The organism is Lysobacter soli, from assembly GCF_009755585.1.
Classification (GTDB): Bacteria; Pseudomonadota; Gammaproteobacteria; order Xanthomonadales; family Xanthomonadaceae; genus Lysobacter_J; species Lysobacter_J soli.
This window is the reverse complement of sequence record NZ_CP046603.1, coordinates 3,106,819-3,130,864: the sequence shown is the minus strand read 5'-3', so window position 1 is coordinate 3,130,864 and position 24,046 is coordinate 3,106,819. Positions and strand designations below refer to the sequence as shown.

The following is a 24,046-nucleotide window of genomic DNA, read 5'->3' as shown; positions in this document are numbered from 1 at the left end:
TTCCTGCAATCACTTGATGCCGTGCATCAGCCGCCGCAACAGTGGCGCGGCGACGAAGGCGAGCACCGCCCAGCCGATACCGATTCCCGTCATCAGCCAGAACAGGTTGGCGTACTTGTCGCCAGCGGCGGCGAAGTCCAGCGCAGTGCCTTCGGGTACGTCGATCGCGGCGAGCTTGCCGAACAGCGCGGCCAGCGTCTCCGAGAACGCCGTGGCGAGGAACCATGTGCCCATCATCAGGCTCATGACGCTCCTTACCGACAGCTGCGTCACCGCGGCGAGGCCGACCGGCGCCAGGCACATCTCGCCGATTTCCAGGACAAGATAGGCCAGCACCAGCCACCACACGCTGGCGAGCTGTCCCGTTTCGCCCGCGTGCTGCGCGGCCCACGCCATCGGCACGAAGCTCAGTCCGGCGAAGAGCAACCCCAGCGCGGATTTCGCCGGCTTCGACGGATCCAGTCCGCGACGATCCAGCCCATCCCACAGCCGCGCGAACACCGGCGCCAGCAGCACCAGGAACAACGCGCCGAGGTACGTCAACGAGCCCGCCGTCTGCGGCAGCACCACGCAGTCGCGCAGCAGGAAGACGAGCATCAGCACGATCGCGCCGGCGAACAGCAACTTCGGCATCGAAGAATCGGGCCTTCGATCCGACAGCGTGGCCGCCGCGACGAACGCCATCGGCGCGAGCACCAGCGAGACCGTCGACCACGGCCACGGGGTGCCTTCGCGAATGACCAGCGACGGGAAGACGTCCTTGGTCAGCAGGCGATCGGTGAAGGTCACCCACGAACCGTACGTCTGCTCGTACAGCGTGAAATACACCAGCGCCATGAAGATCAGCGCCATCAGCGCGAGCATGCGATGGCGCTGCTCGCGGGTGCAGCGCGCCTTGAGGAACCAGGCGAACCACGCCAGCACGGCAAGCATCACCAGCAACATCAGGATCAACGCGAGCGATATCTCGCCGCCGAGTGCGAAGCGTCCATTCGCGACGGCCCACATCAGCGCCGCCAGTGGCACCAGCGCGAGGAACGCGCCGAGGTAGATCGCCCATTCGCGCGGCAGGCCGAACACGCGTTCGCGCAGGCGTGCGGGATCCGGCGGTTCGGCGTGACCGTGCAGGTACTTCTGTCCCCACAAAAACTGCGCCAGCCCGAGCAGCATGCCGATGCCGGCCGCACCGAAGCCCCACTTCCAGCCGAGCGTCTGCCCCAGATAACCGCACACCAGCGCGGAGAACAGCGCGCCGAGGTTGATGCCGGCGTAGAACAGCGAGAAGCCCGAGTCGCGGCGCGGATCGTTCTCCGGATACAGGCGCCCGACGATCGTGGAGATGTTCGGCTTGAGGAAGCCGACGCCGACGATGATCAGCGCGAGCGAAAGGTAGAACACGCGCAGCGCGCCTTCGTCGCGCACGACGGTGCCACCGCTGGCGGTCGCGGCGTGGCCTTCCACCGCCATGCCCAGATGCCCCGCAACGAGCAGCAGCCCGCCGAACACGACGGCCTTGCGCATGCCGAGGTAGCGATCGGCAAGCAACCCGCCGACGACCGGCAGGCAGTAGACGAGACCGCCGTAGGCGCCGAGCACATCGAGCCCGGGCCCGTCGCCGAAGCGATGGTGCTGGAGCAGGTAGAGCAGCAGCAGCGCCTTCATCCCGTAGAACGAAAAACGCTCCCACATCTCGGTGAAGAAGCAGACGTAGACGCCCTTGGGATGGCCGAAGAGCTCGTCGCGCGGATCGCGGGGGACCTCGTTGACGTTGTGGTGCGGCAGGTCGGTGGCGGCCACGATGGGCTCCGCGGATGGACGCACGAGTATAGGAGTCGCTGCGGGCTGGCCTGGGCTCCGCCGGGCGCGGGAAAAGGGGTTTGCTCAAGGACGCGCCAGCCCACCGGGCCTAGCCTTCTCCCGCTCGCGGGAGAGGCGGTGTTGAGGGCGACGGCACCCGGCAGCGAGCACGTCACCGCGAAATACCCCCACGTATCGCTGCACCGCCGCAAATTGCCGCGTCCTGTCCATTTGCCTTGGAGTTTTTACAGGCCACGGCAGCCAATGCGATGATCCGGGACCACTCGATCCACCCGAGTCCTCCTGGAGCTGCCGATGGCCTCGCCCGCGACGCCGCAATTGACCTTCCGAGCTGTCCTGCTGGCCGTCGTGCTGGCGGTGATCCTCTCCGCCGCCAATGCCTACCTGGGCCTGTTCGCGGGCCTCACCATCGCCACCGCCATCCCGGCGGCCGTCGTCTCGATGGGCGTGCTGCGCCTGCTCGGCGGCGGCAGCATCCTGGAAAACAACATCGTCCAGACCGGCGCCTCCGCCGGCTCGTCGATCGCCGCCGGCGTGATCTTCACGATCCCCGCGCTGATCATCATGGGCGTCTGGCCCGACTTCAAATACTGGTGGGTGGTCGGCATCGCCGGCCTGGGCGGCCTGCTCGGCGTGCTGTTCTCGGTGCCGCTGCGCCGCTCGATGATCGTCGAGGAGCCGCTGCCGTTCCCCGAAGGCAAGGCCGCGGCCGAAGTCCTCAAGGCCGGCGAGAACCCCGGCCCGGGCCTGAAGATCCTCGGCGTCGCCGGCGGCCTGGGCGCGCTGGTGAAGCTCGCCGCCGAAAGCGGCCTGCGCCTGATCCCCGACAACGCCGTCGCCTCGGGCTTCATCGGGAAGTATCTGGGCTACATGGGCACGAACCTGTCGCCGGCGCTGCTGGGCGTGGGCTACATCGTCGGCCTGAACATCGGCATCGTGGTGGTGTCCGGTTCGATCCTGTCGTGGCAGTTCGCGATTCCGATCTACCACGCGTTCTTCCTCAATTCCGATCCCGCACTCGCCGCGCAGATCGCCGGCGCGTCCGCCGCGGACGCGGGCGGCGCGATCTGGTCGGCGAAGATCCGCTACCTCGGCGTCGGCGCGATGCTGATCGGCGGCATCTGGACGCTGTTCTCGCTGCGCAATTCGTTGGCATCGGGCATCAAGAGCGGCCTCGCCGCGGCGCGCAAGGGCGGTGGCCTGGCCGTTGCCGAAACCGAACGCGACCTGCCGATGAAGTGGATGCTCGTCGCGCTCGCGGTGTTCGTGATCCCGCTGTGGATGCTCTACCACGCCATCGTGGAGTCCTGGGGCGTGAGCCTGACGATGACGATCATCATGATCGTCGCAGGCTTCCTGTTCGTGTCGGTGTCGGCGTACCTCGCCGGTCTGGTCGGTTCGTCGAACAATCCCGTCTCGGGCATCACGATCGCGACGATCCTGTTCGCCTCGCTCGTGCTGATGCTGCTGCTCGGCCGCGATTCGTCGATCGGCCCGGTCGCCGCGATCATGATCGGCGCGGTGGTGTGCTGCGCGGCGGCGGTCGGCGGCGACAACCTGCAGGACCTCAAGGCCGGTTACATCGTCGGCGCAACGCCGTGGAAGCAGCAGCTGATGCTCGGCATCGGTGCGTTCTCGTGCGCGCTGATCATGGCGCCGGTGCTGAACCTGCTGGCGCAGGCGTACGGCATCGGCCCGCCGACGGCCGAACACCCGAACTCGCTGTCCGCACCGCAGGCCACGCTGATGGCGTCGGTCGCCAAGGGCCTGTTCGGCGGCAAGCTGCCGTGGGACATGATCGGCATCGGTGCCGTCATCGGTGCGCTGGTCATCGCGCTGGACGAGTGGCTGAAGTCGCGCAAGGCGCACTTCCGCGTGCCGGTGCTGGCCGCGGCGATCGGCATCTACCTGCCGCTGGAACTGATGGTGCCGATCTTCCTCGGCGGCCTGCTCGCGTACATCGTCGAGCGTCGCCACGGCCTGTCGATCGACAGCGACGAAGCCGACCGCGATCGCGCGCATCGTCCGGGCACGCTGTTCGCCGCGGGCCTGATCACCGGCGAAGCGCTGACGGGCATCGCGATCGCGATTCCGATCGTCTGGTCGGGCCGCGCCGACGTGCTGTCGCTCGGCACGCATCTGGGCCCGTGGGTCGGCCTGGCCGTGCTCGCCTTCGTCGCCTGGCTGCTGTTCCGCACGAGCGTGCGCGGCGGCGGCATCGAATCGGCGAAGCCGGCTCCCTGATCCGAACCGCGTCATCTCCGCGAAAGCGGGATCCAGCGACTTGCCCGCAATCGAGGCACTGGCTTCCCGCGTTCGCGGGAATGACGAGGCAAGCGCAACGCGCTGATCGCTCCATCTCTACATGCATTCGAGAAAACCCATGACGCCACGCCACGCCATCCTCCCGCTCGCCCTGCTGCTGGCCTGCGGTTCCACCAACGCATTGGCCGCGCACGGCTTCGACGTTCGCGACCTTGCCTCGCTCGAACGCGTGTCCTCGCCGACGCTGTCGCCGGACGGCCGCCGCGTGGTGTTCGCCAAGCGCGTGGTCGACATGGCGGCCAACAATTCCTCGACCGCGCTCTACATCGAGGACCTGATGGCGCGCGATGCCGCGCCGCCGAAGCGCCTCACGCCGGAAGGCTGGAACGTCAATTCGCCGGGCTTCTCGCCGGACGGAAAGGCCGTCTACTTCCTCAGCGCGAAGGGCGGCTCGATGCAGCTGTACGCGATCCCCGCCGCCGGCGGCACGCCGAAGCAGGTGACCGATCTGTCCACCGACGTCGGCGGCTACAAGCTCTCGCCCGATGGCAAGCGCGTGGCGATCAACCTTGAGACCTTCCCGGAGTGCAAGGGCGATCTGGCCTGCTCGAAGAAGAAGCTCGACGAGCGCGGCGCGCAGAAGAACACCGGCGTCGTGTTCGACCGCATGTTCATCCGCCACTGGGACGCGTGGAACGACGGTCGACTGAACCGCCTGTTCGTCGCCAACCTCGGCGACAAGGCGGCGACGACGGCGACGCTCGTCAGCGGAGGCGTCAACGGCGACGTGCCGTCGCGTCCGTTCGGCGATGCCACCGAATACACCTGGTCGCCGGACGGTGCGTCGCTGGTCTTCAGCGCACGCATCGCCGATGCGAAGGAACCGACGTCCACCAACTTCGACCTGTATCAGGTCAACGCCGACGGCACGGGCGCGGCGAAGAACCTCACCGCGTCTAATCCCGCGTGGGACACGGGCGCGACCTTCAGCAGCGACGGCAAGACGCTGTTCTATCGCGCGATGAAGCGCCCAGGCTTCGAGGCCGATCGCTTCGGCCTGATGGCGATGGACGTCGCCACCGGTAGCACGCGTGAGATCGCACCGAAGTGGGACCGCTCCGCCGACGGCATCACGCTGGCGAACGACGGCAAGACGATCTACACCACCGCCACCGACATGGGCGAACACCCGCTGTTCGCGGTGGACATCGCAACGGGCGAGGCGAAGAAGCTCGTCGGCGACGGCAGCATTTCGGCCATTGACCTGGCCGGCCCGACGCTCGCGCTGACGCGCAACACGCTCAAGACCGGCGACGTGCTGTACACCACCAATGCCGATGCGTCCGCGCCGCTGCGCGCGATCACGCAGACCACGGGCGAGCGCCTGCCCGACGTCGCGTTCGGCGATTTCGAACAGTTCGAGTTCAAGGGCTGGAACGGCGACACGGTGCACGGCTACATCGTCAAGCCGTGGAACTACGTCGAAGGCAAGAAGTATCCGGTCGCGTTCCTGATCCACGGCGGTCCGCAGGGCAGCTTCGGCAACGGCTGGAGCTACCGCTGGAATCCGCAGACGTACGCGGGCCAGGGCTACGCGGTGGTGATGATCGACTTCCACGGTTCGACCGGCTACGGCCAGGCGTTCACCGACGCGATCAGCCAGCACTGGGGCGACCGCCCGCTGGAAGACCTGCAGAAGGGCTGGGCTGCGGCGCAGAAGCAGTACGGCTTCCTCGACGGCGACAAGGCCTGCGCGCTGGGCGCGAGCTACGGCGGCTTCATGGTCAACTGGATCGCCGGCAACTGGAACCAACCGTGGAAGTGCCTGGTGAGCCACGACGGCGTGTTCGACCAGCGCATGATGGGCTTCGCGACCGAAGAGCAGTGGTTCACCGACTGGGAGCAGGGCGGCAACGCCATCGACATGGCCGCGAACTACGAGAAGTTCAACCCGGTGAACCACGTGAAGAACTGGCGCGTGCCGATGCTCGTCGTGCACGGGCAGCAGGACTTCCGCATCCCGGTCGAGCAGGGCATCGGCGTGTTCACCGCGCTGCAGCGCCAGGGCATCCCGTCGCAGTTCCTGTACTTCCCCGACGAGAACCACTGGGTGCTCAAGCCGGCCAACTCCGTGCAGTGGCACGACACGGTCAACGCGTGGCTGAAGCAGTACATCGGGCAGGGCGTCGCCCCGTAAGCCTGCCGTAACTCTGCCGTAGCCCTTCTCCCGCGCGCGGGAGAGGGGTTGGTGTGAGTGCAATCGCCCTCACCGTCCAATCGACCCAACGGAACCGCACGATGCCCAACGACACCCCAAGTACCGCGCTGATCACCAACGACATCGTGATACTGGGGCTGATCGCCGCCACGCTCGGCGCGGTGTTCTGGACCTCGTCGCTCGCCTCGTTCCGCAAGTTCTATTCGATCGTTCCCGCGCTGCTGCTGTGCTACCTGATCCCGGGGCTGTTCAACACCTTCGGCATCATCGACGGCGAACACAGCAAGCTCTACAACCCCGTCGCAAGCCGCGTGCTGCTGCCCGCCGCGCTGGTGCTGCTGACGCTATCCATCGACCTGAAGGCAGTGATGCGGCTCGGCCCGAAGCTGGTGGCGATGTACGTCACCGCGTCGCTCAGCGTGGTCGCCGGCGGCATCCTCGCGTTCCTGCTGTTCCAGGCGGTGCATCCGGAAACGGTCGCGGGCGACACGTGGGCCGGCATGACGGCGCTGGCCGGCAGCTGGACCGGCGGCGGCGCGAACATGCTCGCGATGAAGGAAATCTTCCAGGTCGACGCGACGACGTTCGGTCAGTTCGCGGTGGTCGACGTCGGCGTCGGCTACGTGTGGATGGCGATCCTGATCTTCCTCGCCGGGCGCTCGGCGGCGATCGACGCGCGCAGCGGCGCCGACACGCGCGCCATCGACGAGCTCAAGGACAAGCTCGCCGCCTTCAAGGCCGAGCACAGCCGCGTTCCGACCCTTACCGACCTGATGGTCATCGTCGGCATCGCCTTCGGCACCGTCGGCCTTGCGCACTTTCTCGCCGCGCCGCTGTCGACGTGGTTCGGCGCGAATGTCTCCTGGGCTCGTTCGGTGAGCTTGCACGAGCCGTTCGTGTGGGTGGTGCTGATTTCCACTTTCGTTGGCCTGGGCCTGAGCTTCACGCGCGCGCGCACGCTGGAAGGCGCCGGCGCGTCGAACATCGGCACGCTGCTGCTGTATTTCCTGATCGCCGCCATCGGCATGCAGATGGACATCCTGGCGCTGTTCGACCGCCCATGGCTGTACCTGCTGGGCCTGGTGTGGCTCGGTTTCCACATCCTGATGCTGTGGCTGGTAGGACGCCTGCTGAAGGTGCCGTTCTTCTATTTCGCGATCGGTTCGCAGAGCAACATCGGCGGTCCTGCGTCGGCGCCGGTCGTCGCCTCCGCCTTCCATCCGGCCCTCGCGCCGGTCGGCGCACTGCTCGGCACGCTGGGTTACGCGACAGGCACCGGGCTGGCGTATGCGATGGGGCTGGTGTTGCGGTCGCTGGCGCACTGACGAAGCGACGGTGCGTTCGGGGAAGACGATGTTCAATCCTCTCGACCCCGACAGTTGGCTCGGCCTGCTTGAGCACTGGCGTTTCTTCGCGCCGGTTGCGGTGTGCGTCGTACTCGCGCTGGCGGTGTACCGGATCGCGGGCAGCACGCCCGATGCGGCGGCGATGGCGGCCTTCATCGGCCTGGTCGGATTGATCGCCGGCGGCGCGTGGGAACTCATTCATTGGAGCCGTAACCGGCCGCTGGATCCCTGATTGCCCGGTCGGTCCACAAAAAGAAAAGGCGCCCAATGGGCGCCTTTTCTCTTTCATGCTTCAGCCTCAACAACAGCGACTGCTGCCCTTGCCGTAGCGCGCTTCCATCCGCTCCCGGAAGAACTCCTCGCGCGTCATCGGATCGCGATCCGGATGCGTGCGTCGCACGTGCGCGACGTACACGTCGTAGTCGGGAATGCCGATGGCCAGGCGCGCGGTCTGGCAGCTCGCACGCCACCAGCGTGCGAGCAGGCCCGACACCACGCGCAGGGCGCGCGCGGCGGGGCGGTCGACGGAGCGATCAGCGGGCGATGGCATCGAGCGCGACATAGTCCGACTCCTTCGCCGTCGGGAGGTTGGTGCGACGTGCGGCCAGTGCGGCACGCAGGCCGAACAGCACCGTCGCCACCACGACCGCGACGAACAGTCCGCACAGCGCGGCGTCGAGGTAGTTGTTGAAGATCACGCGCGACATGTCGTCCATCGACTTGGCCGGCGCGAGCACCTCGCCGCGCGCGGCGGCGTCGGCGAACTTGCGCGCGTTGGCGATGAAGCCGATCTTCGGATCCGGGTGGAACAGCTTCTGCCAGCCCGCGCTGAGCGTGCAGATCAGCAGCCACGCCGTCGGGATCAGCGGGATCCACAGGAACTTCTCGCGCTTCATCTTCACCATCACCACGCTGCAGAACACCAGCGCGATGCCCGCGAGCATCTGGTTGGCGATGCCGAACAGCGGCCACAGCGTGTTGATGCCGCCCAGCGGATCGACCACGCCCTGGTAGAGGAAGTAGCCCCACAGGCTCACCGCGATCAGCGTGCAGACCACGTTGCTGACCCAGCTCTCGGTCTGCTTGAACGGCTCGTACGCCAGGCCGACGAGTTCCTGGATCATGAAGCGCGCCACGCGCGTGCCGGCGTCGACCGTCGTCAGGATGAACAGCGCTTCGAACAGGATCGCGTAGTGATACCAGAAGGCCATCATGCCTTCGCCCGGGATCAGGCCGTGCAGGATCTGCGCCATGCCCACCGCGAGCGTCGGCGCGCCGCCGGTGCGCGAAAGGATGGTCTGCTCGCCGATTTCCTTAGCCGTGGCGGTCAGGATGTCGGGCGTGAGTACGAAGCCCCAGCTGGAGATTGCGGCCGCGGCGGATTCGGCCGTCGTGCCGATCAGCGCGGCGGGCGAGTTCATCGCGAAGTAGATGCCCGGCTGCAGCACGCAGGCGGCGATCAGCGCCATGATCGCGACGAAGGCCTCCATCAGCATGCCGCCGTAGCCGACCATCGGGATGTCGCGCTCGCTTGCGATCATCTTCGGCGTCGTGCCCGAGCTGATCAGCGAGTGGAAACCCGACACCGCGCCGCAGGCGATGGTGATGAAGAGGAACGGGAACAGCTTGCCCGAGAACACCGGGCCGGTGCCGTCGACGAACTTGGTCACCGCCGGCATCTGCAGGTCCGGCATCGCGACCACGATCGCCAGCGCGAGGATCAGCACGGTGCCGATCTTGAGGAACGTGGACAGGTAGTCGCGCGGCGCCAGCAGGAACCACACCGGCAGCACCGAGGCGACGAAGCCGTAGGCGATCATCAGCCACGCCAGCGTCGTGCCCTTGAGGTGGAACACCGGGCCCCAGGTCGGGTGCGCGGCGACCAGTCCGCCGCCCCAGATCGCCAGCATCAGCAGCACGAAGCCGATGATCGACACTTCCATGATGCGGCCCGGGCGGAAGTAGCGCAGGTACAGGCCCATCAGGATCGCGATCGGGATCGTCATGGCCACGGTGAACGTGCCCCACGGACTTTCCGCGAGCGCCTTCACCACGACCAGCGCCAGCACCGCCAGCAGGATCACCATGATCATCAGGATGCCGACCATCGAGATCACGCCCGCGGCGGGGCCCATCTCGGCGCGGATCATCTCGCCCAGCGAGCGGCCGTCCCGGCGCGTGGAGAAGAACAGCACCAGCATGTCCTGCACCGCACCAGCCAGGACCACGCCGAACAGGATCCACAGCGTGCCGGGCAGGTAGCCCATCTGCGCGGCGAGCACAGGGCCGACCAGCGGGCCGGCGCCGGCGATCGCGGCGAAGTGGTGTCCGAAGACGATGCTCTTGGCGGTCGGGACGTAGTCCAGTCCGTCGTTGCGACGCCATGCGGGCGTCGCGCGCGAGCCGTCGATCATCAGCGCGTTGCGCGCGATGTACAGCCCGTAGAAGCGGAACGCGACGGTGAAGGTCGCCACCGCCGCGACCACCAGCCAGATCGCGTTGATCGTTTCGCCGCGATGCAGGGCGATGGTGCCGATGCAGAAAGCCGCCAGTACCGCCAGGACGGCCCAGCCAAGCCAGGACAGAGATTTCATGACACCCCTCCGGAAGGATCACCGAAGGTTCGCGCCGCGCCGGGCGCCGGGTCAATGCGCAATGCGTCAACTCGCCTGCGACTTTGGTCTAGGCAAGGCGACGCCGGGTGCAGTTACAGCCATTTGGCGCGCCGCAACAACGCATAGAGCACGACGCAGACCACGCCGACCAGGACGATCATGGCCGGGTAGCTCCAGCGGCCTTCCAGTTCCGGCATGTGCGTGAAGTTCATGCCGTACCAGCTGGTGATCAGGGTCGGTGCGGCGAGCAGCGCGGCCCAACCGGCCAGCCGCTTGACGATCTCGCCCTGGTGGATCGTCACCAGCGACAGGTTCACGCTCATCGCCGCGGTGAGCATTTCCCGCAGCGTGTCGGTGGTTTCGTTGAGGCGCACGGCGTGGTCGAGCACGTCGCGGAAATACAGCTGGCTCTCCTCGTCGATGAGGCTGGTTCGCGCACGCGCGAGCTGCCCGAGGATATCCTGCAGCGGCGACACCGCCATGCGCAGCCGCGTGAGTTCGCGCTTGAGGTCGTACAGGTGCTTGACCGTTTCGCTGCGGAATTCCTCGGCGAAGATGTCCTGCTCCAGCTCGTTCAGGTCCTGGCTGAACTCCTGCACGATCGGCTGGAAGTTGTCGACGATGAGGTCGAGCACCGTGTAGAGCGCCGCACCGGGCCCATGCGCGAGGTCGTCCGCGTCGCGCTCGTAGCGGGCGCGCGCCGGTGCGTAACTGGTGGATGCGCCATGCCGCACCGTCACCAGGTAGCGCGGTCCGACGAAGATGTGCGTCTCGCCGAAGCGGATGTGGCTGTCCACGCTCTGCGCCGTGTGAACGACGATGAAGAGCGAGTTGCCATAGGTTTCGATCTTCGGACGCTGGTGCGCGTTGCGTGCGTCCTCGATGGCGAGGTCGTGCAGGCCGAACTCCTCCTGCAACTTGTCGAGGATCGCGTCTTCGGGCTCGTACACGCCGACCCAGACGAAGGTGTCGTCGTCCTTCGCGAGGACTTCGCTGATCTCGTCCAGGCTGATTTCACGGCGTATGCCGCCGCGCCCGTAGGCGGCGCAGTTGACCACGCACTGGGGGTTGAGGCTGTTGTGTTTCGTCGGAGTCGGGGCAGGCGTGCTCATGCGCGAATCCTGCGCCCGGCACGCCCGCCGCGGCAACCCTCAGCGACGAGCGCGGAAGGCCTGCAGGAGCCCGAGGTGGATCGGCAGCAGCAGCGCGATCCAGTGCACGTTGCGCTGCGGCGTCACCGGCAGCCAGTACACGAACAGCGACGCGACCGCAGCGACGGCCACCGCGACGAGCACGCCGCGGAAGAACCGTCCCGGATCGCGCCCGCGCAGCACGCGCACCGCGCCGGGCGGCAGCAGCCAGCACAACGGGCTGAGCAGCAGGAGATTCGCATTCGCCCACGCATACGTGTGCTGCGTGCCGAACCAGAGGAACAGCATCAACGCGCCGAGCACGCCGGCGAGGATCCAGAACGGCAGCGCGACGGCGGCGACCACGCGCGGACGCGAGCGTCCCGCCACCGCGGCGGCGATGCCGAACGCGATGCCGGCCAGCGCCCAGGGCCACCAGCGCACCGGGCCGTCCTGCGGCTCGGGCGGAAGGCGATGCGGAAGGATTTCCTGTTCTTCCAGCACGAGCGGACGCCCGTCGCTGTTTTTCACTTCGCGCAGCGCGGCGGCCAGGCGCATCGGCACGTACGACTCGCGCCAGACCGGCATCGGCTGGTCGGCGGACGGACCGAGCCCGACGTCGAAACCCAGCCACATCCACCACGCAGGCGACGCGAGTCGCACGGCTTCGCTGCGCGCGGTGGAGCCGTGCGAACGGCCTTCGATCTGCCGGCGCAGGCCGCCGTCGAGTACGCGGTCGAGCGCGTCGCGCACGCGCGTGGAGCAGTTGTCGTCGAAGTACTCGTACTTGTAGAACGCGTTCTCCGGCTTCGCGTTCTCCGCCAGCGCGGCGGCCACCTCGCTCGCCTGCGCATCGGTCAGGTCGAGCCACTGGATGCTCACGCCGCGACCTTCCTCGCGGTATTGCATCAGGTCCTGCTCGAACGGCAGCGCCGCCAGGCGATAGCGCATGTCGCCCTTCACGAAGCGGCTGACGAAATCCTTCTCCGTCGGGTCGAAGAAACCGAAGTTGTAGGAAATCGCCTCGTTCGTTTCCGGATCGACCACGACGATCGCGTTGTGGCCGAAGCGCTCGAAGAAAATCTCGCCGGGCTGCATCGTCGCCACGCCAATGCGCGGTGCGGCGAAGGCGGGCAGGGCGACGAACGCCAGCAGCAGAAGGATCAGCGCACAGACGCGGCGCATCGCCCCCGGCTCACGCGTCACCCAGCACCCCGACGTGGAAGGCGTGCACGCGGCGCGCATCGGCGCCGGAGACGCGGAACACGAAGCGTCCCAGCGTGAGCTCCTCGCCGGCTTCGGGCAGGTGGCCGATGGCCGCCGTGACCAGGCCGCCGATGGTGTCGTATTCGTCGTCATCGAAGTCGGCACCGAAGCGTTCGTTGAAGTCGGAAATCGGCGTCAGCGCGTCCACCACGAACTGGCCGTCGGCCTGAGCGGCGATCAGCGCGTTCGGGTCTTCCGCGTCGTCGTGTTCGTCGTCGATCTCGCCGACGATCTGCTCGAGCACGTCCTCGATCGTCACCAGGCCGGCGACGCCGCCGTGCTCGTCGATCACGATCGCCATGTGGTTGCGCGACTGGCGGAACTCGCGCAGCAGCACGTTCAGGCGCTTGGATTCGGGAATCAGCACGGCCGGGCGCAGCAGTTCGTGGATGCTGCCCGGGCCGTTGTCGGCGACCACGCCGCGCAGCAGGTCCTTCGCGAGCAATACGCCGAGGATCTCGTCCTTGTCCTCGCCGTGCACCGGGAAGCGCGAATGGCCGGATTCGACGACCTGCTTCATCAGGTCGAGGAACTTGGCGTCCGCCGGGAGGGAGACCATCTGCGAGCGTGGAATCATCACGTCGCCAACGGTGAGGTCGGACACCGCGATGGCGCCTTCCATCATGCGGAGCGTGTCGGCGGCGATCAGCCCGTCGGCCTGCGCATCGCGCAGCAGTTCGACGAGGTCTTCGCGGGTGGTCGGTTCGCCGGAAAGCGCCGAGCTGATGCGTTCGAGCCAGGAACGGGGCTTTTCGTGCCCGCGCCGGTCGGCGCGTTTTTCCTGGTGCTCGGGCGAATGGAAGCTACTACTGTCGTCCTCGGACATTGCGATTTGGTCAGGCGCCCCGGGGGATGGGGGCGTCGGGGGAGTCTAGCGCGGATGGGCGACGGGCGCTTGGCGGGCCCGGGCCGGGCAAGCTTCATTCGCCGTAAGGGTCCTCGATGCCCATTCCGGCGAGGATTTCCCGCTCCAGCTGCTCCATGCAGACGGCTTCCTTCTCGTCCTCGTGGTCCCAGCCCAGCAGATGCAGCACGCCATGCACCGTCAGGTGCGCGTAGTGCGCGGCCAGCGGCTTCTTCTGTTCCTTCGCCTCCCGCGCCACCACCGGCGCGCAGATCACCAGGTCGCCCAGCAGCGGCATCTTCACGCCTTCGGGCAGGCCGTCGGGCAGTTCCGCTGGAAAGCTGAGCACGTTCGTCGCGTAGTCCTTGCCGCGATAGTGATGGTTGAGCGCGCGGCCTTCCTTGGTGCCGACGATGCGGATGGCGAGGTCGGCTTCGCGGATGCGGCTGTCGAGCGCGGCCGCGACCCACTTGCGGAAGCTCACCGCGGACGGAACGCCGGCACGCGGCACGGCATAGTTGATGACGACGTCGAGACGGATCGGGCCCTTGGTCATGGCATCGCTCAGGCGGACGGGCCGGTCGCCGCGTTCTGCGCGTCGCGGGCATCGTAGGCGTTGACGATGCGCGCCACGAGCGGATGGCGCACGACGTCGCGCGATTCGAAGAAGGTGAAGCTGATGCCGTTGACGTCGCGCAGTACGTCCAGCGCATCCTTCAGGCCGGACTTCTGGTGTCGCGGAAGATCGATCTGCGTGAGATCGCCGGTGACCACGGCCGTGCTGCCGTAGCCGATGCGGGTCAGGAACATCTTCATCTGCTCGATGGTCGTGTTCTGCGCCTCGTCGAGAATCACATACGCATCGTTAAGCGTGCGTCCGCGCATGTACGCAAGGGGCGCGATCTCGATGACGTTCTTCTCCAGCAGCTTGACGACCTTCTCCACGCCGAGCATCTCGTACAGCGCGTCGTAGAGCGGGCGCAGGTAGGGATCGACCTTCTGCGTCAGATCGCCCGGCAGGAAGCCCAGCTTCTCGCCGGCTTCGACCGCGGGGCGCACGAGGATCAGCCGCTGCACGCGCGCCTCGTTCAATGCTTCCACCGCGCTGGCAACGGCGAGAAAGGTCTTGCCGGTGCCCGCGGGGCCGATGCCGAAATTGATGTCGTTGGTGGCGATCGCGTGCAGGTACTTGGCCTGGTTCGCGCCGCGACCGCGAATCGTGCCGCGCTTGACGCGGATGGCGACTTCCTGCGGTTCGACGTCGTCGTTGGCGACGTGGTCGGCGTCGATCTCGGTCAGGCGCAGGTGGATCGCGGGCTCGGTGAGCGTTTCCTCGGCGGCGTCGCGCCAGAGGTCGCGCAGCAGGCGCTCGGCCTTGCCCACCGCGTCCTGCGGACCGACGATGCGGAAGATGTTGCCGCGGTTGGCGATCTCCACGCCCAGGCGCAGTTCGATCATGCGCAGGTGGCCGTCGAAGGGGCCGCTGAGGTTGGCCAGGCGCTCGGTTTCGGCCGGCTCCAGGACGAATTCGGACGTGGTTCGGGACATCGTGACGGGATCTTCCGTGGGGGAATGCGCGCGACGCGCGCCGGAGCCCACAAGCTTGCGCCCGCGGGTGTCATTTTTCAAAGAAGCCTCAGCGCGTGTCGCGATGGCGTCGATGCGTGGCGAACGCGCACGCGGTCCACACGGCGCCGACCGCCACCAGCCCGAGCGATCCCCACAGCCAGACGTGCATCACCACGTCGGAGAACACCTGCGCGTCGCGCAAATAGCGCATCCACCAGCGCAGCAGGCCGAGCGCGCCGAGCCCCAGGAACCACAGGCCGAGGGCGCAGCGCTGGAGGAGGGGATGCGTGGGAATCATGGGAAGGATTCCGTGGTGGACCCGTCCCCATCATGGCCGACCGGGCCGCGCGACGCTTGTCATCTTCGCAACGCTCGCGGCTCGCAACTGCGCCACCGGGCGCGACCGTTCGTCGGAACCGGCTTGCCATCTAATTAATTGCACAATTAAATACCTGCCATGAGCGCCGAGCTACCCCCCAAACCACGTCGGAAGGCCGCAAAGGTCCCGAGCCCGCCAACCGCTCGACGAACAGGTGCGGGGCGACCCGCTGGCCGTTCGCCCGGCCGTCCGAACGCCGACAGCCCCGACCTGCGCGAACGCCTGCTCGACGCGGCGATCGCCTGTTTCGTGCGCGGGGGCATCGCCGCGACCTCGCTGCGGACCATCGCCACCGAGGCCGGCGTCACGCCGGCGCTGCTGCATTACTACTTCGGCGACAAGGCGCAATTGCAGGAAGCGGTGATCGCCGAGCGCGTGCTGCCGGCCTTCCAGCAGTTGCGCGAGCCGGTGCTCGCCGCCGGCGACGACGTGGCCGGGCTGATCGCCGGCTTCGTCACCGGCGTGGGCCGCTTGGTGGCCGCGCATCCCTGGCTGCCGCCGCTGTGGGTGCGCGAAGTGCTGTGCGAAGGCGGCGCGCTTCGCGACGTGCTGTTCGAACGCATCGGCCCGCAACTGCCGCAGATGATGGCCGCGCGCTTCGCCCAGGCGCAGTCGCGGGGCGAACTCAACGAAGACCTCGATCCGCGCCTGCTGATGGTGTCGCTGGTCGGATTGACGCTGTTTCCCGCGGCCGGTGCGCCGATCTGGCGCCGTCTGCTGCAGGCGGACGACCTCGATTTCGACGTGCTGCGCCGGCACACGCTCGCACTGCTCGACCGCGGCCTGGGACTGGAGTGACGCCATGAACGCACGTGTCTGCCTTCTCGCCCTGACGCTGGTCGTTGCCGGTTGTCGCGACGACGCGCCGCAGGCGCTGGGCACGCTGGAATGGGACCGCATCGCGCTGCCCGCGCCCGCATCGGAGAAAATCGTCCGCATCGACGTGCGCGAAGGCCAGCGCGTGAAAGCCGGCACGCCGTTGCTGCAGCTGGAGGTCACGCGAACGCAGGCGCAACTGCAGGCATTGCAGGCCCAGGCGCAGCAGGCGGGCGAGGCGCTGGAGGAACTGGAACACGGCCCGCGCAGCGAGCAGATACAGCAGGCGCGCGCGAACCTCGCCGCCGCGCAGGCCGAAGCCGCCGACGCGCGTGCGTACTACACGCGCCTGCAACCGCTCGGCCGGCAACGACTGGTCGCGGCGTCCGATGTCGATCGCGCGCGCGCCGCCGCCGGCACTGCCGAAGGACAGGTCCGTGCCGCGCAGGCCGCGCTGCTCGAACTCGAACGCGGCACGCGCGTCGAACAGATCGCGCAGGGTCGCTCGGCCGTCGCGGCCGCGCAGGCGCAGGCCGCGAACCAGCAGGCGACCTTGCAACGGCTCGACGTCACCGCGCCCCGCTCCGGCGTCGTCGACAGCCTGCCGTACCGGCTCGGCGACGAAGCGCCGGTCGGCGCGCCGCTCGCCGTGATGCTCGTGGGCGATCGCCCTTACGCGCGCATCTACGTGCCCGAGCCGATCCGCGCAAACGTCAAGGTCGGCGACACCACGCGTGTGTTCCTCGACGGACGCGACGCCGCTTTGCAGGGCCGCGTGCGCATGATCCGCAGCGAACCCAGCTTCACGCCGTACTACGCGCTGATCGGCGATGACGCCGCACGCCTGAGTTACCTCGCCGAGGTGGAGATCACCGGGGACACCGGCGGCGAACTTCCGGCCGGCGTGCCCGTGCGGGTGGAATTCGCGCGATGAACGCGCAGGTCGCTCCCGATACGGCCGCCGATCTGGCGATCCACGCGCGCGGGCTCACCAAACGCTTCGGCCAGCTGGTCGCGGTGAACCACGTGAACCTCAGCGTCCCGCGCGCGAACGTGTACGGCTTCCTCGGCCCGAACGGTTCGGGCAAGACCACCACCATCCGCATGCTCTGCGGCCTGCTCACGCCGACCGAAGGCGACGTCGAAGTGCTTGGCCTGCGGATTCCCGAACAGGCCGAGGAACTGCGACGCCGCATCGGCTACATGACGCAGAAGTTCTCGCTGTTCGAAGACCTCACGGTGCGCGAGAACCTGGAATTCCTCGCCGCCGTGCAGGACATCCCGCGAGCGCAGGCCGCCAAGCGCATCGACGAACTGGTCGAGCAGTACCACTTCGCTGATCGGCAGAAGCAGCTCGCCGGCACGATGAGCGGCGGCCAGAAGCAGCGCCTTGCGCTGGCCGGCGCGGTGATCCAGAAGCCCGAGCTGCTGTTCCTCGATGAACCCACCAGTGCGGTGGACCCGGAATCGCGCCGCGATTTCTGGGAAAAGCTGTTCGACCTCGCCGACGCCGGTACGACGATCCTCGTCTCGACGCACTACATGGACGAGGCCGAGCGTTGCCATCGCATCGCGATCCTCGACCGCGGCGTGCTCGTCGCCGATGGCACGCCGGACGAACTCACCCACGCGCTCGCCGGTCGCACGCTGGAAGTGATGGCCGACCAGCCGCGCCGCGCGCAGAAGGTGCTGCTGGACGTGCCGGGCGTGCTCAGCGTGGCGCAGATCGGCAACGCGCTGCGGGTGCTCAACGATGCCAACGGCGATGCCGCCGCGCGCGTGAAGAAGGCGCTCGACGATGCCGGCCTGCAGGCCGACGTTTCCGCATCGACGCCGAACCTCGAAGACGTCTTCGTCTCCTCCACGCGCGGCCGCGACGACGCGCAGGACGCAGGCAACCCGGAGAAAGCCGCATGAACCTTCGCCGGCTCTTCGCGATCGTGATGAAGGAGCTGCGCCAGATGCGGCGCGACCGCATCACGCTGGCGATGATCGTTGGCATCCCGGTGATGCAGCTGGTGCTGTTCGGCTACGCGATCAACCTCAACCTGCGCGGACTGGACACCGGCATCGCCGACCTGTCCAACACCGCCGCCTCGCGCGCGCTGGTGATGGACATGGTCGCCACCGGGGTGATCGATCCCGCCGTCAGCGCGACGTCGCCACAGCAATTGATGGAAGGCCTGCGCCGCGGCGAGATCAGCATCGGCGTGGTGATCCCGCCCGATTTCGAGCGCCGCCGCTTCGAAGGCCGTGAAGCCGTGCAAGTGCTGGTCGACGGCAGCGACACCGTCGTGCAGAGCGCCGCCGTGCAGCTCGCGCAGTTGCCGCTGAACACGCAGCCCAGCACCAATGCGAGCACCGCCGGCACTGTCGGGCAGACCGGGCCGGGGCAGGTGAGCGTGGTGAGCTTCTACAACCCGCAACGACGTTCCGCGATCAACATCGTTCCCGGGCTGATCGGCGTGATCCTTACGATGACGATGGTGCTGTTCACCGGCGTGGCGATCGTGCGTGAGCGCGAACGCGGCAACATGGAGCTGCTCATCGCCACGCCGCTGTCGAGTTCGGAACTGATGATCGGCAAGGTGCTGCCGTACGCGGCCATCGGCCTGATCCAGACCACGGTGATCCTCGTGTTGGGCGTGTGGCTGTTCGACGTGCCGATCCGCGGCAGCCTGCTCGACGTATACCTCGCCGCGGTGCTGCTGATCCTCGCCAACCTGACGCTCGGCCTGCTCATTTCGACCAAGGCGCAGTCGCAGTTCCAGGCGATGCAGATGACGTTTTTCGTCTTCCTGCCGTCGATCCTGCTGTCGGGCTTCATGTTCCCGTTCGCCGGCATGCCGAAGGTGGTGCAGTGGCTGGCCGAAATCCTGCCGCTGACGCATTTCCTGCGGTTGATCCGCGGCATCATGCTGCGCGGCGCGGGCCTGTTCGAACTGTGGCCCGACGTGCTGGCGCTGCTGGCCTTCATCATGGTGATGATGACGCTGGCGATCTCGCGCTTCCGCAAGCGGCTCGACTGAGCGCACGCAGTACTTGCCACGACCGGCGCGATTGCGCACAGTCCGGACACTTTCGGACATGCGGGGTAGGGGATGCGTACGCTGGTTCTGGCGCTTTCGGGCGCGCTGGTCGCGATGTCGGGCCACGCGATGGCCGCACAGGTCACGGTGCTGAGCGCCGCGCGCATCCACACGATGGAAACCGCGCAGCCGAAGGCGCAGGCGCTGGCGTACGACGAGACCGGCCGCATCCTCGCGCTCGGTTCCACCGCCGAGCTGCTGAAGCGTTATCCGAAGGCCGAGCGCATCGATGCCGGGAAGGCGACCGTGATTCCCGGCCTGATCGACGCGCATGCGCACGTCTCGGGGCTGGGCATGACGATGCTCAGCGCCGACCTGGTGGATGCCGCGAGCAAGCAGGAAGTGGTGCAACGGCTTCAGGCGTTCGAAAAGCAGCTGCCCGCGGGCGCGTGGCTGATCGGCCGCGGCTGGGACCAGAACGACTGGCCGGACAAGACCTTCCCGACCGCCGCCGACCTCGACGCAGCGTTCCCCGACCGCCCTGTCTGGCTCGAACGCATCGACGGCCACGCCGGCTGGGCGAACAGCGCCGCGATGCGTGCGGTTAAGCGCGATCTGCACGGCGACTGGCAGCCCGATGGCGGCCGCATCGTGCGCGACGCGCGCAAGCAGCCGACCGGCGTGTTCGTCGACGCGGCCTCCGGGCTGGTCGACGAAGCCCGACCGCCGCTGGACGAGGCAACCGCCGAACGCGCGCTGTCGCTCGGCATGCAATCGGCGGTGGAGCATGGCCTGACCGGTGTGCACGACGCGGGCGTGAGCCTGGCCGAACTAAAGCGCTACCAGCGCCTGGCCGATCGCGGCGCGATGCCGCTGCGCATCACCGCGATGGCCGACGGCAACAACGAGGCGCTCGAATCGCTCTGCGCGAACGGCCTGTACACGCATCCGTCCGGCCGCCTGCAGATGCGCACGCTGAAGCTCTACGCCGATGGCGCGCTCGGCAGTCGCGGTGCGGCGATGCTGAAGGAGTACAGCGACGACCACGGCAACCTCGGCATCATGGTGACATCAAAGGAGCAGATCGCCGTCGCGGTCGACAAGGCCAGGCGCTGCGGCGTGCAGGTCGCCACGCACGCCATCGGCGATCGCGGCAACCACGTCGTACTCGAAACGTATGCGAAGGCGCTCGGAAAGGACGCGACGAGCACCGATCACCGCTGGCGCATCGAACACGCGCAGGTGCTGTCGCCGACCGACCTTCCGCGCCTGGCGCAACTGCACGTGATCGCATCGATGCAGCCCACGCACGCGACCAGCGACATGCCGTGGGCGGAGGATCGCGTCGGCCCGCAGCGCATCATCGGCGCGTACGCGTGGCGCCAGCTGCGCGACAGCGGCGCGCGCCTTGCGCTGGGATCGGACTTCCCGGTGGAATCGGTCGATCCGCGCTTCGGCCTGTACGCGGCGACGATGCGCGCCGATGCGCAGGGCCTGCCGGCCGGCGGCTGGTATCCGCAGGAAAAGCTGACGGCATTCGAAGCGCTGCGCGGCTTCACGCTCGATGCCGCTTATGCGGGCTTCGCCGAAACGCAGGTCGGCAGCCTCGCCGTCGGCAAACGCGCGGACTTCGTCGTGCTGACGGAGGACCCGCTGGCGATCGCGCCGAACGGCCTGCGCAACCTCACCGTGCAGGCGACGTACGTGGACGGCAAGGCGGTGTACCGCGCGAAATGAGGCAGCGCGCGCCGTCGCGTTCCTCACGCAACTGAACGATCCGGCGGTGCGTGCGCGACATCGCGCGCCGCACGGCCGATAATGCGCTTCGCCCGACGCATTCGCGTACGGGCCCACGGAGACCTTCCCGCAGTGTGATCGCACGACTCCTTCCGCAGAGCCTTCGACCTGCCGCCTGACGCAGGTTCGTTCTGATCGCCGCGCCCTGGCGCCGGCACGATGGAGTCATCCCGCATGCGTGCACACGTACGCGTTTCCCACCTTTGTTTCGCCTGGCCTGACGGCACGCCGGTCTTCGATGGACTGTCCTTCACGCTCGACGCCCGTCGAACGGGCATCGTCGCGCCCAACGGCGCGGGCAAGAGCACCTTGCTCCGGCTGCTCGCCGGCGAACTGACGCCTGCATCCGGGCAGGTCGATATCGCCGGCTCGCTCGCTTACCTGCCGCAGGATCTCGCTTTCCCCGGTGCCTTGCGCGTCGCCGACGTGCTCGGCGTGCGCGAACGGCTCGACGCGCTCGCGGCGATCGCGGCCGGGCGCGCGGAGCAGGCGCTGTTCGATGCGGTCGGCGACGCGTGGGATCTCGAAGAGCGCACGCGGGCAAGCCTTGCCACGTTCGGGCTGGATCGCCTCGCGCTCGACCGCACGCTCGACACGCTCAGCGGCGGCGAAGTGATGGCGCTTGGGCTCGCGGCGCAGTGGTTGAAGCGGCCGGACGTCTTGCTGCTCGACGAGCCTTCCAACCATCTGGACGCCGCTGCGCGGCAGCGGCTTTACCGCTTCATCGACGAGTGGGACGGCTGCCTGCTCATGGCAAGCCACGACCGCACGCTGCTGGGCCGCGTGGACCAGGTAGCCGAACTCGATCGCACGTCGCTGCGTCTATACGGGGGCGATTTCGCGTTCTACGAAGAGGCCGTTCGCGTGCAGGCCGACGCCGCGGAGCAGGACGTGCGCAGCCTGCGACGCGCCGTGAAGCGGGAGGAACGCGAACGCCAGCAGGCGCGCGAACGCACCGAACGACGCGCGTCCAACGCACGTCGTGGCGCATCCGACGCGGGACTGCCGCGCATCGTCGCGGGCAATCGCCAGCGTGCGGCGCAGTTGTCAGCGGCTCGCTCGGAAGACGTGCATGCGACGCGGCTGGCCGACGCGGGCCGGCGCCTGGCGGTCGCGCAACGGTCGATCCGGGAAGAGCCCGACCTCGCCATCGAATTGCCGGACACGCACGTACCGCCGGGCAGATGGCTGTTTTCCGGTCGATCACTGGAGGTCCTCCATGATGGCGTCGCCCTGTTCGCGCCGGGCGGAATCGACCTGGACATCCGCGGCCCCGAACGCATCGCCATCGCTGGCGGCAACGGGTCGGGCAAGACCACGATCGCGCGATTGCTCTGCGGCGATCTCGCGCCGGATTCGGGCGTCACCAGGCGCGGCGAAGGTCGCGTCGCCCGCCTGTCGCAACGGCTCGACGCGTTCGATGCGCAGGACACGGTGATGGGCTGCTTCAGCGCGAACACGCCCGCGCTCGACAACGTCGAACGTGCGAACCTGCTCGCACGATGGCTTTTCCGCGGCGCCGCCATGCATCGGCCGATCGCGGCGCTTTCCGGCGGCGAGCGGCTGCGCATCAGCCTCGCGTGCACGCTGCATGCGACGCCCGCGCCGCAACTGCTCGTGCTGGACGAGCCGACCAACAATCTCGATCTGCACGCGGTGCGCGAACTCGAACGCGCCCTGCGCGCGTATCGCGGTGCGCTCGTGGTCATCAGCCACGACGCGGCGTTCGTCGAAGCCCTTTCGCCGACGCGGCGACTCGCACTCGAGAATGGCCGCCTGCTCGAACGGGCGTTCGTCGATGCGTAACGCTCCTATGTCCGATGTCACAGGTGGAACGCCACGCGGGCTGCGAGAATGGCCGTTCTTGCGAACACACCATGGGAGGAGTGGATGAGCGGACGATGGATTCGATGGGCAGGTGCGATCCTGCTGGCGCCGGCGGTGGCGAGCACGCAGGTCGATCTGACCACGCTTGATCGCGACATGGCCGGTCCACGCGCGCAGGTGCTGGTGCTCGGTTCGGTGCATCTGAGCGAGCTGCCGGCATCGTTCAAGCCCGCGTCCCTGGCGCCGGTGATCGACCGGCTCGCCGCGTTCAAGCCCGAGATCATCACGATCGAGGCATTGCCAGGCGAGGAATGCGACATGGCCGCGCGCAACGCGGCGATCTATGGCGCCGATTACTGCGCCAGCACGGACGCGGCGAAGCAGGCGACGGGACTCGACGTTCCCGCGGCCATCGCCGAAGTCGACAAGACCCTCGCGCAATGGCCTGCCCAACCCACGCCCGCGCAGCGCCGCCATCTGGCCTCGCGCTTTCTTGCCGCGAACGATCGCGCGTCGGCGTATGTGCAATGGCTGCAGTTGCCCGCGGGTGAACGACGCGCGGGCGATGGTTTGGACCAGGCGCTCGTCGCGACGTTGCGCAAACTCGAAACGCGCAACGACGAGAGTTATGTGATCGGCGCGCAGCTCGCCGCGCGATTGGGCTTGCCGCGCCTGCACGCGGTGGACAACCACACCGGCGACAACGCACGCATTGCCGACGTGCAGGCGTTCGGCAAGGCACTGCAGGCGGCCTGGGATTCGGACCGCGCTGACCTCGACGCGGCGCTCAGGCGCGAGAAGGTATCGATCGATTCGGGCGACATGTTGGCGTTCTATCGCGTGCTCAACCAGCCCGCGTCGCTGGATGCGCGCGCGAAGAACAACATCGTGCCGGCGATGCGGTCGACTTCGCCCGAGCGTTATCCGCAGGTGTGGGTCGCCGGCTGGGAAACGCGCAACCTGCGTATGGTCGCCAACATCCGCGAGACGTTTCGCGAGAAGCCGGGCGCGCGCGTGCTGTCCATCGTGGGGGCCGCGCACAAGCCCTGGTTCGACACCTGGCTGGGCCAGCTGCAGGGCGTCGAGATCGTCGACGTCGGGACGGTGCTGAAGTAAGCCGTGCCGGC

At 67.8% G+C, this 24,046-nt stretch carries 20 protein-coding genes; 11 read left to right on the top strand and 9 right to left on the bottom strand.

The genetic code is table 11. The features are described 5' to 3' along the window. Positions 1-9: 9 nt before the first annotated feature. Positions 10-1,797, bottom strand: coding sequence for a peptide MFS transporter (locus GOY17_RS14285; RefSeq protein WP_425482274.1), 1,788 nt, complete (start codon positions 1,795-1,797; stop codon positions 10-12). Between the two features lie 315 nt (positions 1,798-2,112). Between GOY17_RS14285 and GOY17_RS14280 the strand changes: the two genes are divergently transcribed. The 4 genes from GOY17_RS14280 to GOY17_RS14265 all read left to right on the top strand — a co-directional run bounded on the left by GOY17_RS14280 (position 2,113) and on the right by GOY17_RS14265 (position 7,879). After that, positions 2,113-4,062 carry an OPT family oligopeptide transporter gene (locus GOY17_RS14280; RefSeq protein ID WP_157030896.1) on the top strand — a complete coding sequence of 650 codons (1,950 nt, stop codon included), beginning with the start codon at positions 2,113-2,115 and terminating at the stop codon, positions 4,060-4,062. Between the two features lie 139 nt (positions 4,063-4,201). Beyond that, on the top strand, positions 4,202-6,280 hold the full coding sequence (locus tag GOY17_RS14275) for an alpha/beta hydrolase family protein (protein WP_198173697.1): 2,079 nt from the start codon (positions 4,202-4,204) through the stop codon (positions 6,278-6,280). A 101-nt stretch (positions 6,281-6,381) separates the two neighbouring features. Next, on the top strand, positions 6,382-7,626 hold the full coding sequence (locus GOY17_RS14270; protein ID WP_157030894.1) for a DUF819 family protein: 1,245 nt from the start codon (positions 6,382-6,384) through the stop codon (positions 7,624-7,626). Between the two features lie 28 nt (positions 7,627-7,654). Beyond that, positions 7,655-7,879 (top strand): hypothetical protein, encoded by a 225-nt coding sequence (locus tag GOY17_RS14265; protein ID WP_157030893.1) that lies wholly within the window; start codon positions 7,655-7,657, stop codon positions 7,877-7,879. Between the two features lie 66 nt (positions 7,880-7,945). Here GOY17_RS14265 and GOY17_RS14260 read toward each other — a convergent pair whose 3' ends face one another. The 8 genes from GOY17_RS14260 to GOY17_RS14225 form a co-directional block, all read right to left on the bottom strand. Continuing rightward, complete coding sequence (locus GOY17_RS14260) at positions 7,946-8,209, bottom strand: YbdD/YjiX family protein (protein WP_343161364.1); 264 nt, start codon at positions 8,207-8,209, stop codon at positions 7,946-7,948. After that, positions 8,181-10,241, bottom strand: coding sequence for a carbon starvation CstA family protein (locus GOY17_RS14255; RefSeq protein ID WP_157030892.1), 2,061 nt, complete (start codon positions 10,239-10,241; stop codon positions 8,181-8,183). The genes GOY17_RS14260 and GOY17_RS14255 overlap by 29 nt, the downstream gene beginning before the upstream one ends. A 113-nt stretch (positions 10,242-10,354) precedes the next feature. After that, positions 10,355-11,374 (bottom strand): magnesium/cobalt transporter CorA, encoded by a 1,020-nt coding sequence (corA, locus tag GOY17_RS14250; protein WP_157030891.1) that lies wholly within the window; start codon positions 11,372-11,374, stop codon positions 10,355-10,357. A 39-nt stretch (positions 11,375-11,413) separates the two neighbouring features. Then, positions 11,414-12,577 (bottom strand): lipoprotein N-acyltransferase Lnb domain-containing protein, encoded by a 1,164-nt coding sequence (locus tag GOY17_RS14245; RefSeq protein WP_157030890.1) that lies wholly within the window; start codon positions 12,575-12,577, stop codon positions 11,414-11,416. Between the two features lie 10 nt (positions 12,578-12,587). Continuing rightward, a complete protein-coding gene (locus tag GOY17_RS14240) occupies positions 12,588-13,484 on the bottom strand; it encodes a CorC family transporter (RefSeq protein WP_157030889.1) in 897 nt (298 codons plus the stop codon). A gap of 94 nt (positions 13,485-13,578) precedes the next feature. Beyond that, positions 13,579-14,058 (bottom strand): rRNA maturation RNase YbeY, encoded by a 480-nt coding sequence (gene ybeY / locus GOY17_RS14235; protein ID WP_115842470.1) that lies wholly within the window; start codon positions 14,056-14,058, stop codon positions 13,579-13,581. 8 nt (positions 14,059-14,066) lie between these two features. Then, positions 14,067-15,050, bottom strand: a complete 984-nt coding sequence (locus tag GOY17_RS14230) for a PhoH family protein (RefSeq protein ID WP_157030888.1) — start codon at positions 15,048-15,050, stop codon at positions 14,067-14,069. An 88-nt stretch (positions 15,051-15,138) separates the two neighbouring features. Next, positions 15,139-15,369 (bottom strand): hypothetical protein, encoded by a 231-nt coding sequence (locus GOY17_RS14225; RefSeq protein ID WP_157030887.1) that lies wholly within the window; start codon positions 15,367-15,369, stop codon positions 15,139-15,141. 159 nt (positions 15,370-15,528) lie between these two features. On the opposite strand from GOY17_RS14225, the gene GOY17_RS14220 reads away from it, so the two are divergent. From GOY17_RS14220 to GOY17_RS14190, 7 genes are all read left to right on the top strand, one after another. Continuing rightward, a complete protein-coding gene (locus GOY17_RS14220) occupies positions 15,529-16,248 on the top strand; it encodes a TetR/AcrR family transcriptional regulator (RefSeq protein WP_157030886.1) in 720 nt (239 codons plus the stop codon). Positions 16,249-16,252: 4 nt separating this feature from the next. Further along, complete coding sequence (locus GOY17_RS14215) at positions 16,253-17,200, top strand: HlyD family secretion protein (RefSeq protein WP_157030885.1); 948 nt, start codon at positions 16,253-16,255, stop codon at positions 17,198-17,200. A 38-nt stretch (positions 17,201-17,238) separates the two neighbouring features. Next, positions 17,239-18,183: an ABC transporter ATP-binding protein gene (locus tag GOY17_RS14210; protein WP_157031743.1), complete on the top strand. Its 945-nt coding sequence runs from the start codon at positions 17,239-17,241 to the stop codon at positions 18,181-18,183. Continuing rightward, positions 18,180-19,295 (top strand): ABC transporter permease, encoded by a 1,116-nt coding sequence (locus GOY17_RS14205; RefSeq protein WP_157030884.1) that lies wholly within the window; start codon positions 18,180-18,182, stop codon positions 19,293-19,295. Before GOY17_RS14210 ends, GOY17_RS14205 begins: the two co-directional genes overlap by 4 nt. A gap of 72 nt (positions 19,296-19,367) precedes the next feature. After that, positions 19,368-21,032 carry an amidohydrolase gene (locus GOY17_RS14200; RefSeq protein ID WP_157030883.1) on the top strand — a complete coding sequence of 555 codons (1,665 nt, stop codon included), beginning with the start codon at positions 19,368-19,370 and terminating at the stop codon, positions 21,030-21,032. A gap of 234 nt (positions 21,033-21,266) precedes the next feature. Continuing rightward, positions 21,267-22,898 (top strand): ABC-F family ATP-binding cassette domain-containing protein, encoded by a 1,632-nt coding sequence (locus tag GOY17_RS14195; protein ID WP_157030882.1) that lies wholly within the window; start codon positions 21,267-21,269, stop codon positions 22,896-22,898. An 84-nt stretch (positions 22,899-22,982) separates the two neighbouring features. Further along, on the top strand, positions 22,983-24,035 hold the full coding sequence (locus tag GOY17_RS14190; RefSeq protein WP_198173696.1) for a DUF5694 domain-containing protein: 1,053 nt from the start codon (positions 22,983-22,985) through the stop codon (positions 24,033-24,035). Positions 24,036-24,046: the final 11 nt, after the last annotated feature.

What these genes read in the sequence shown, in the direction of transcription:
- GOY17_RS14260 (WP_343161364.1), bottom strand. Translation starts at nt 8,209, where the DNA reads ATGTCGCGCTCGATGCCATCGCCCGCTGATCGCTCCGTCGACCGCCCC.
- GOY17_RS14195 (WP_157030882.1), top strand. Translation starts at nt 21,267, where the DNA reads ATGCGTGCACACGTACGCGTTTCCCACCTTTGTTTCGCCTGGCCTGAC.
- GOY17_RS14225 (WP_157030887.1), bottom strand. Translation starts at nt 15,369, where the DNA reads ATGATTCCCACGCATCCCCTCCTCCAGCGCTGCGCCCTCGGCCTGTGG.
- GOY17_RS14275 (WP_198173697.1), top strand. Translation starts at nt 4,202, where the DNA reads ATGACGCCACGCCACGCCATCCTCCCGCTCGCCCTGCTGCTGGCCTGC.
- GOY17_RS14280 (WP_157030896.1), top strand. Translation starts at nt 2,113, where the DNA reads ATGGCCTCGCCCGCGACGCCGCAATTGACCTTCCGAGCTGTCCTGCTG.
- GOY17_RS14255 (WP_157030892.1), bottom strand. Translation starts at nt 10,241, where the DNA reads ATGAAATCTCTGTCCTGGCTTGGCTGGGCCGTCCTGGCGGTACTGGCG.
- GOY17_RS14230 (WP_157030888.1), bottom strand. Translation starts at nt 15,050, where the DNA reads ATGTCCCGAACCACGTCCGAATTCGTCCTGGAGCCGGCCGAAACCGAG.
- GOY17_RS14190 (WP_198173696.1), top strand. Translation starts at nt 22,983, where the DNA reads ATGAGCGGACGATGGATTCGATGGGCAGGTGCGATCCTGCTGGCGCCG.
- GOY17_RS14205 (WP_157030884.1), top strand. Translation starts at nt 18,180, where the DNA reads ATGAACCTTCGCCGGCTCTTCGCGATCGTGATGAAGGAGCTGCGCCAG.
- GOY17_RS14265 (WP_157030893.1), top strand. Translation starts at nt 7,655, where the DNA reads ATGTTCAATCCTCTCGACCCCGACAGTTGGCTCGGCCTGCTTGAGCAC.
- GOY17_RS14240 (WP_157030889.1), bottom strand. Translation starts at nt 13,484, where the DNA reads ATGTCCGAGGACGACAGTAGTAGCTTCCATTCGCCCGAGCACCAGGAA.
- GOY17_RS14245 (WP_157030890.1), bottom strand. Translation starts at nt 12,577, where the DNA reads ATGCGCCGCGTCTGTGCGCTGATCCTTCTGCTGCTGGCGTTCGTCGCC.
- ybeY (WP_115842470.1), bottom strand. Translation starts at nt 14,058, where the DNA reads ATGACCAAGGGCCCGATCCGTCTCGACGTCGTCATCAACTATGCCGTG.
- GOY17_RS14270 (WP_157030894.1), top strand. Translation starts at nt 6,382, where the DNA reads ATGCCCAACGACACCCCAAGTACCGCGCTGATCACCAACGACATCGTG.
- corA (WP_157030891.1), bottom strand. Translation starts at nt 11,374, where the DNA reads ATGAGCACGCCTGCCCCGACTCCGACGAAACACAACAGCCTCAACCCC.
- GOY17_RS14215 (WP_157030885.1), top strand. Translation starts at nt 16,253, where the DNA reads ATGAACGCACGTGTCTGCCTTCTCGCCCTGACGCTGGTCGTTGCCGGT.
- GOY17_RS14200 (WP_157030883.1), top strand. Translation starts at nt 19,368, where the DNA reads ATGCGTACGCTGGTTCTGGCGCTTTCGGGCGCGCTGGTCGCGATGTCG.
- GOY17_RS14220 (WP_157030886.1), top strand. Translation starts at nt 15,529, where the DNA reads ATGAGCGCCGAGCTACCCCCCAAACCACGTCGGAAGGCCGCAAAGGTC.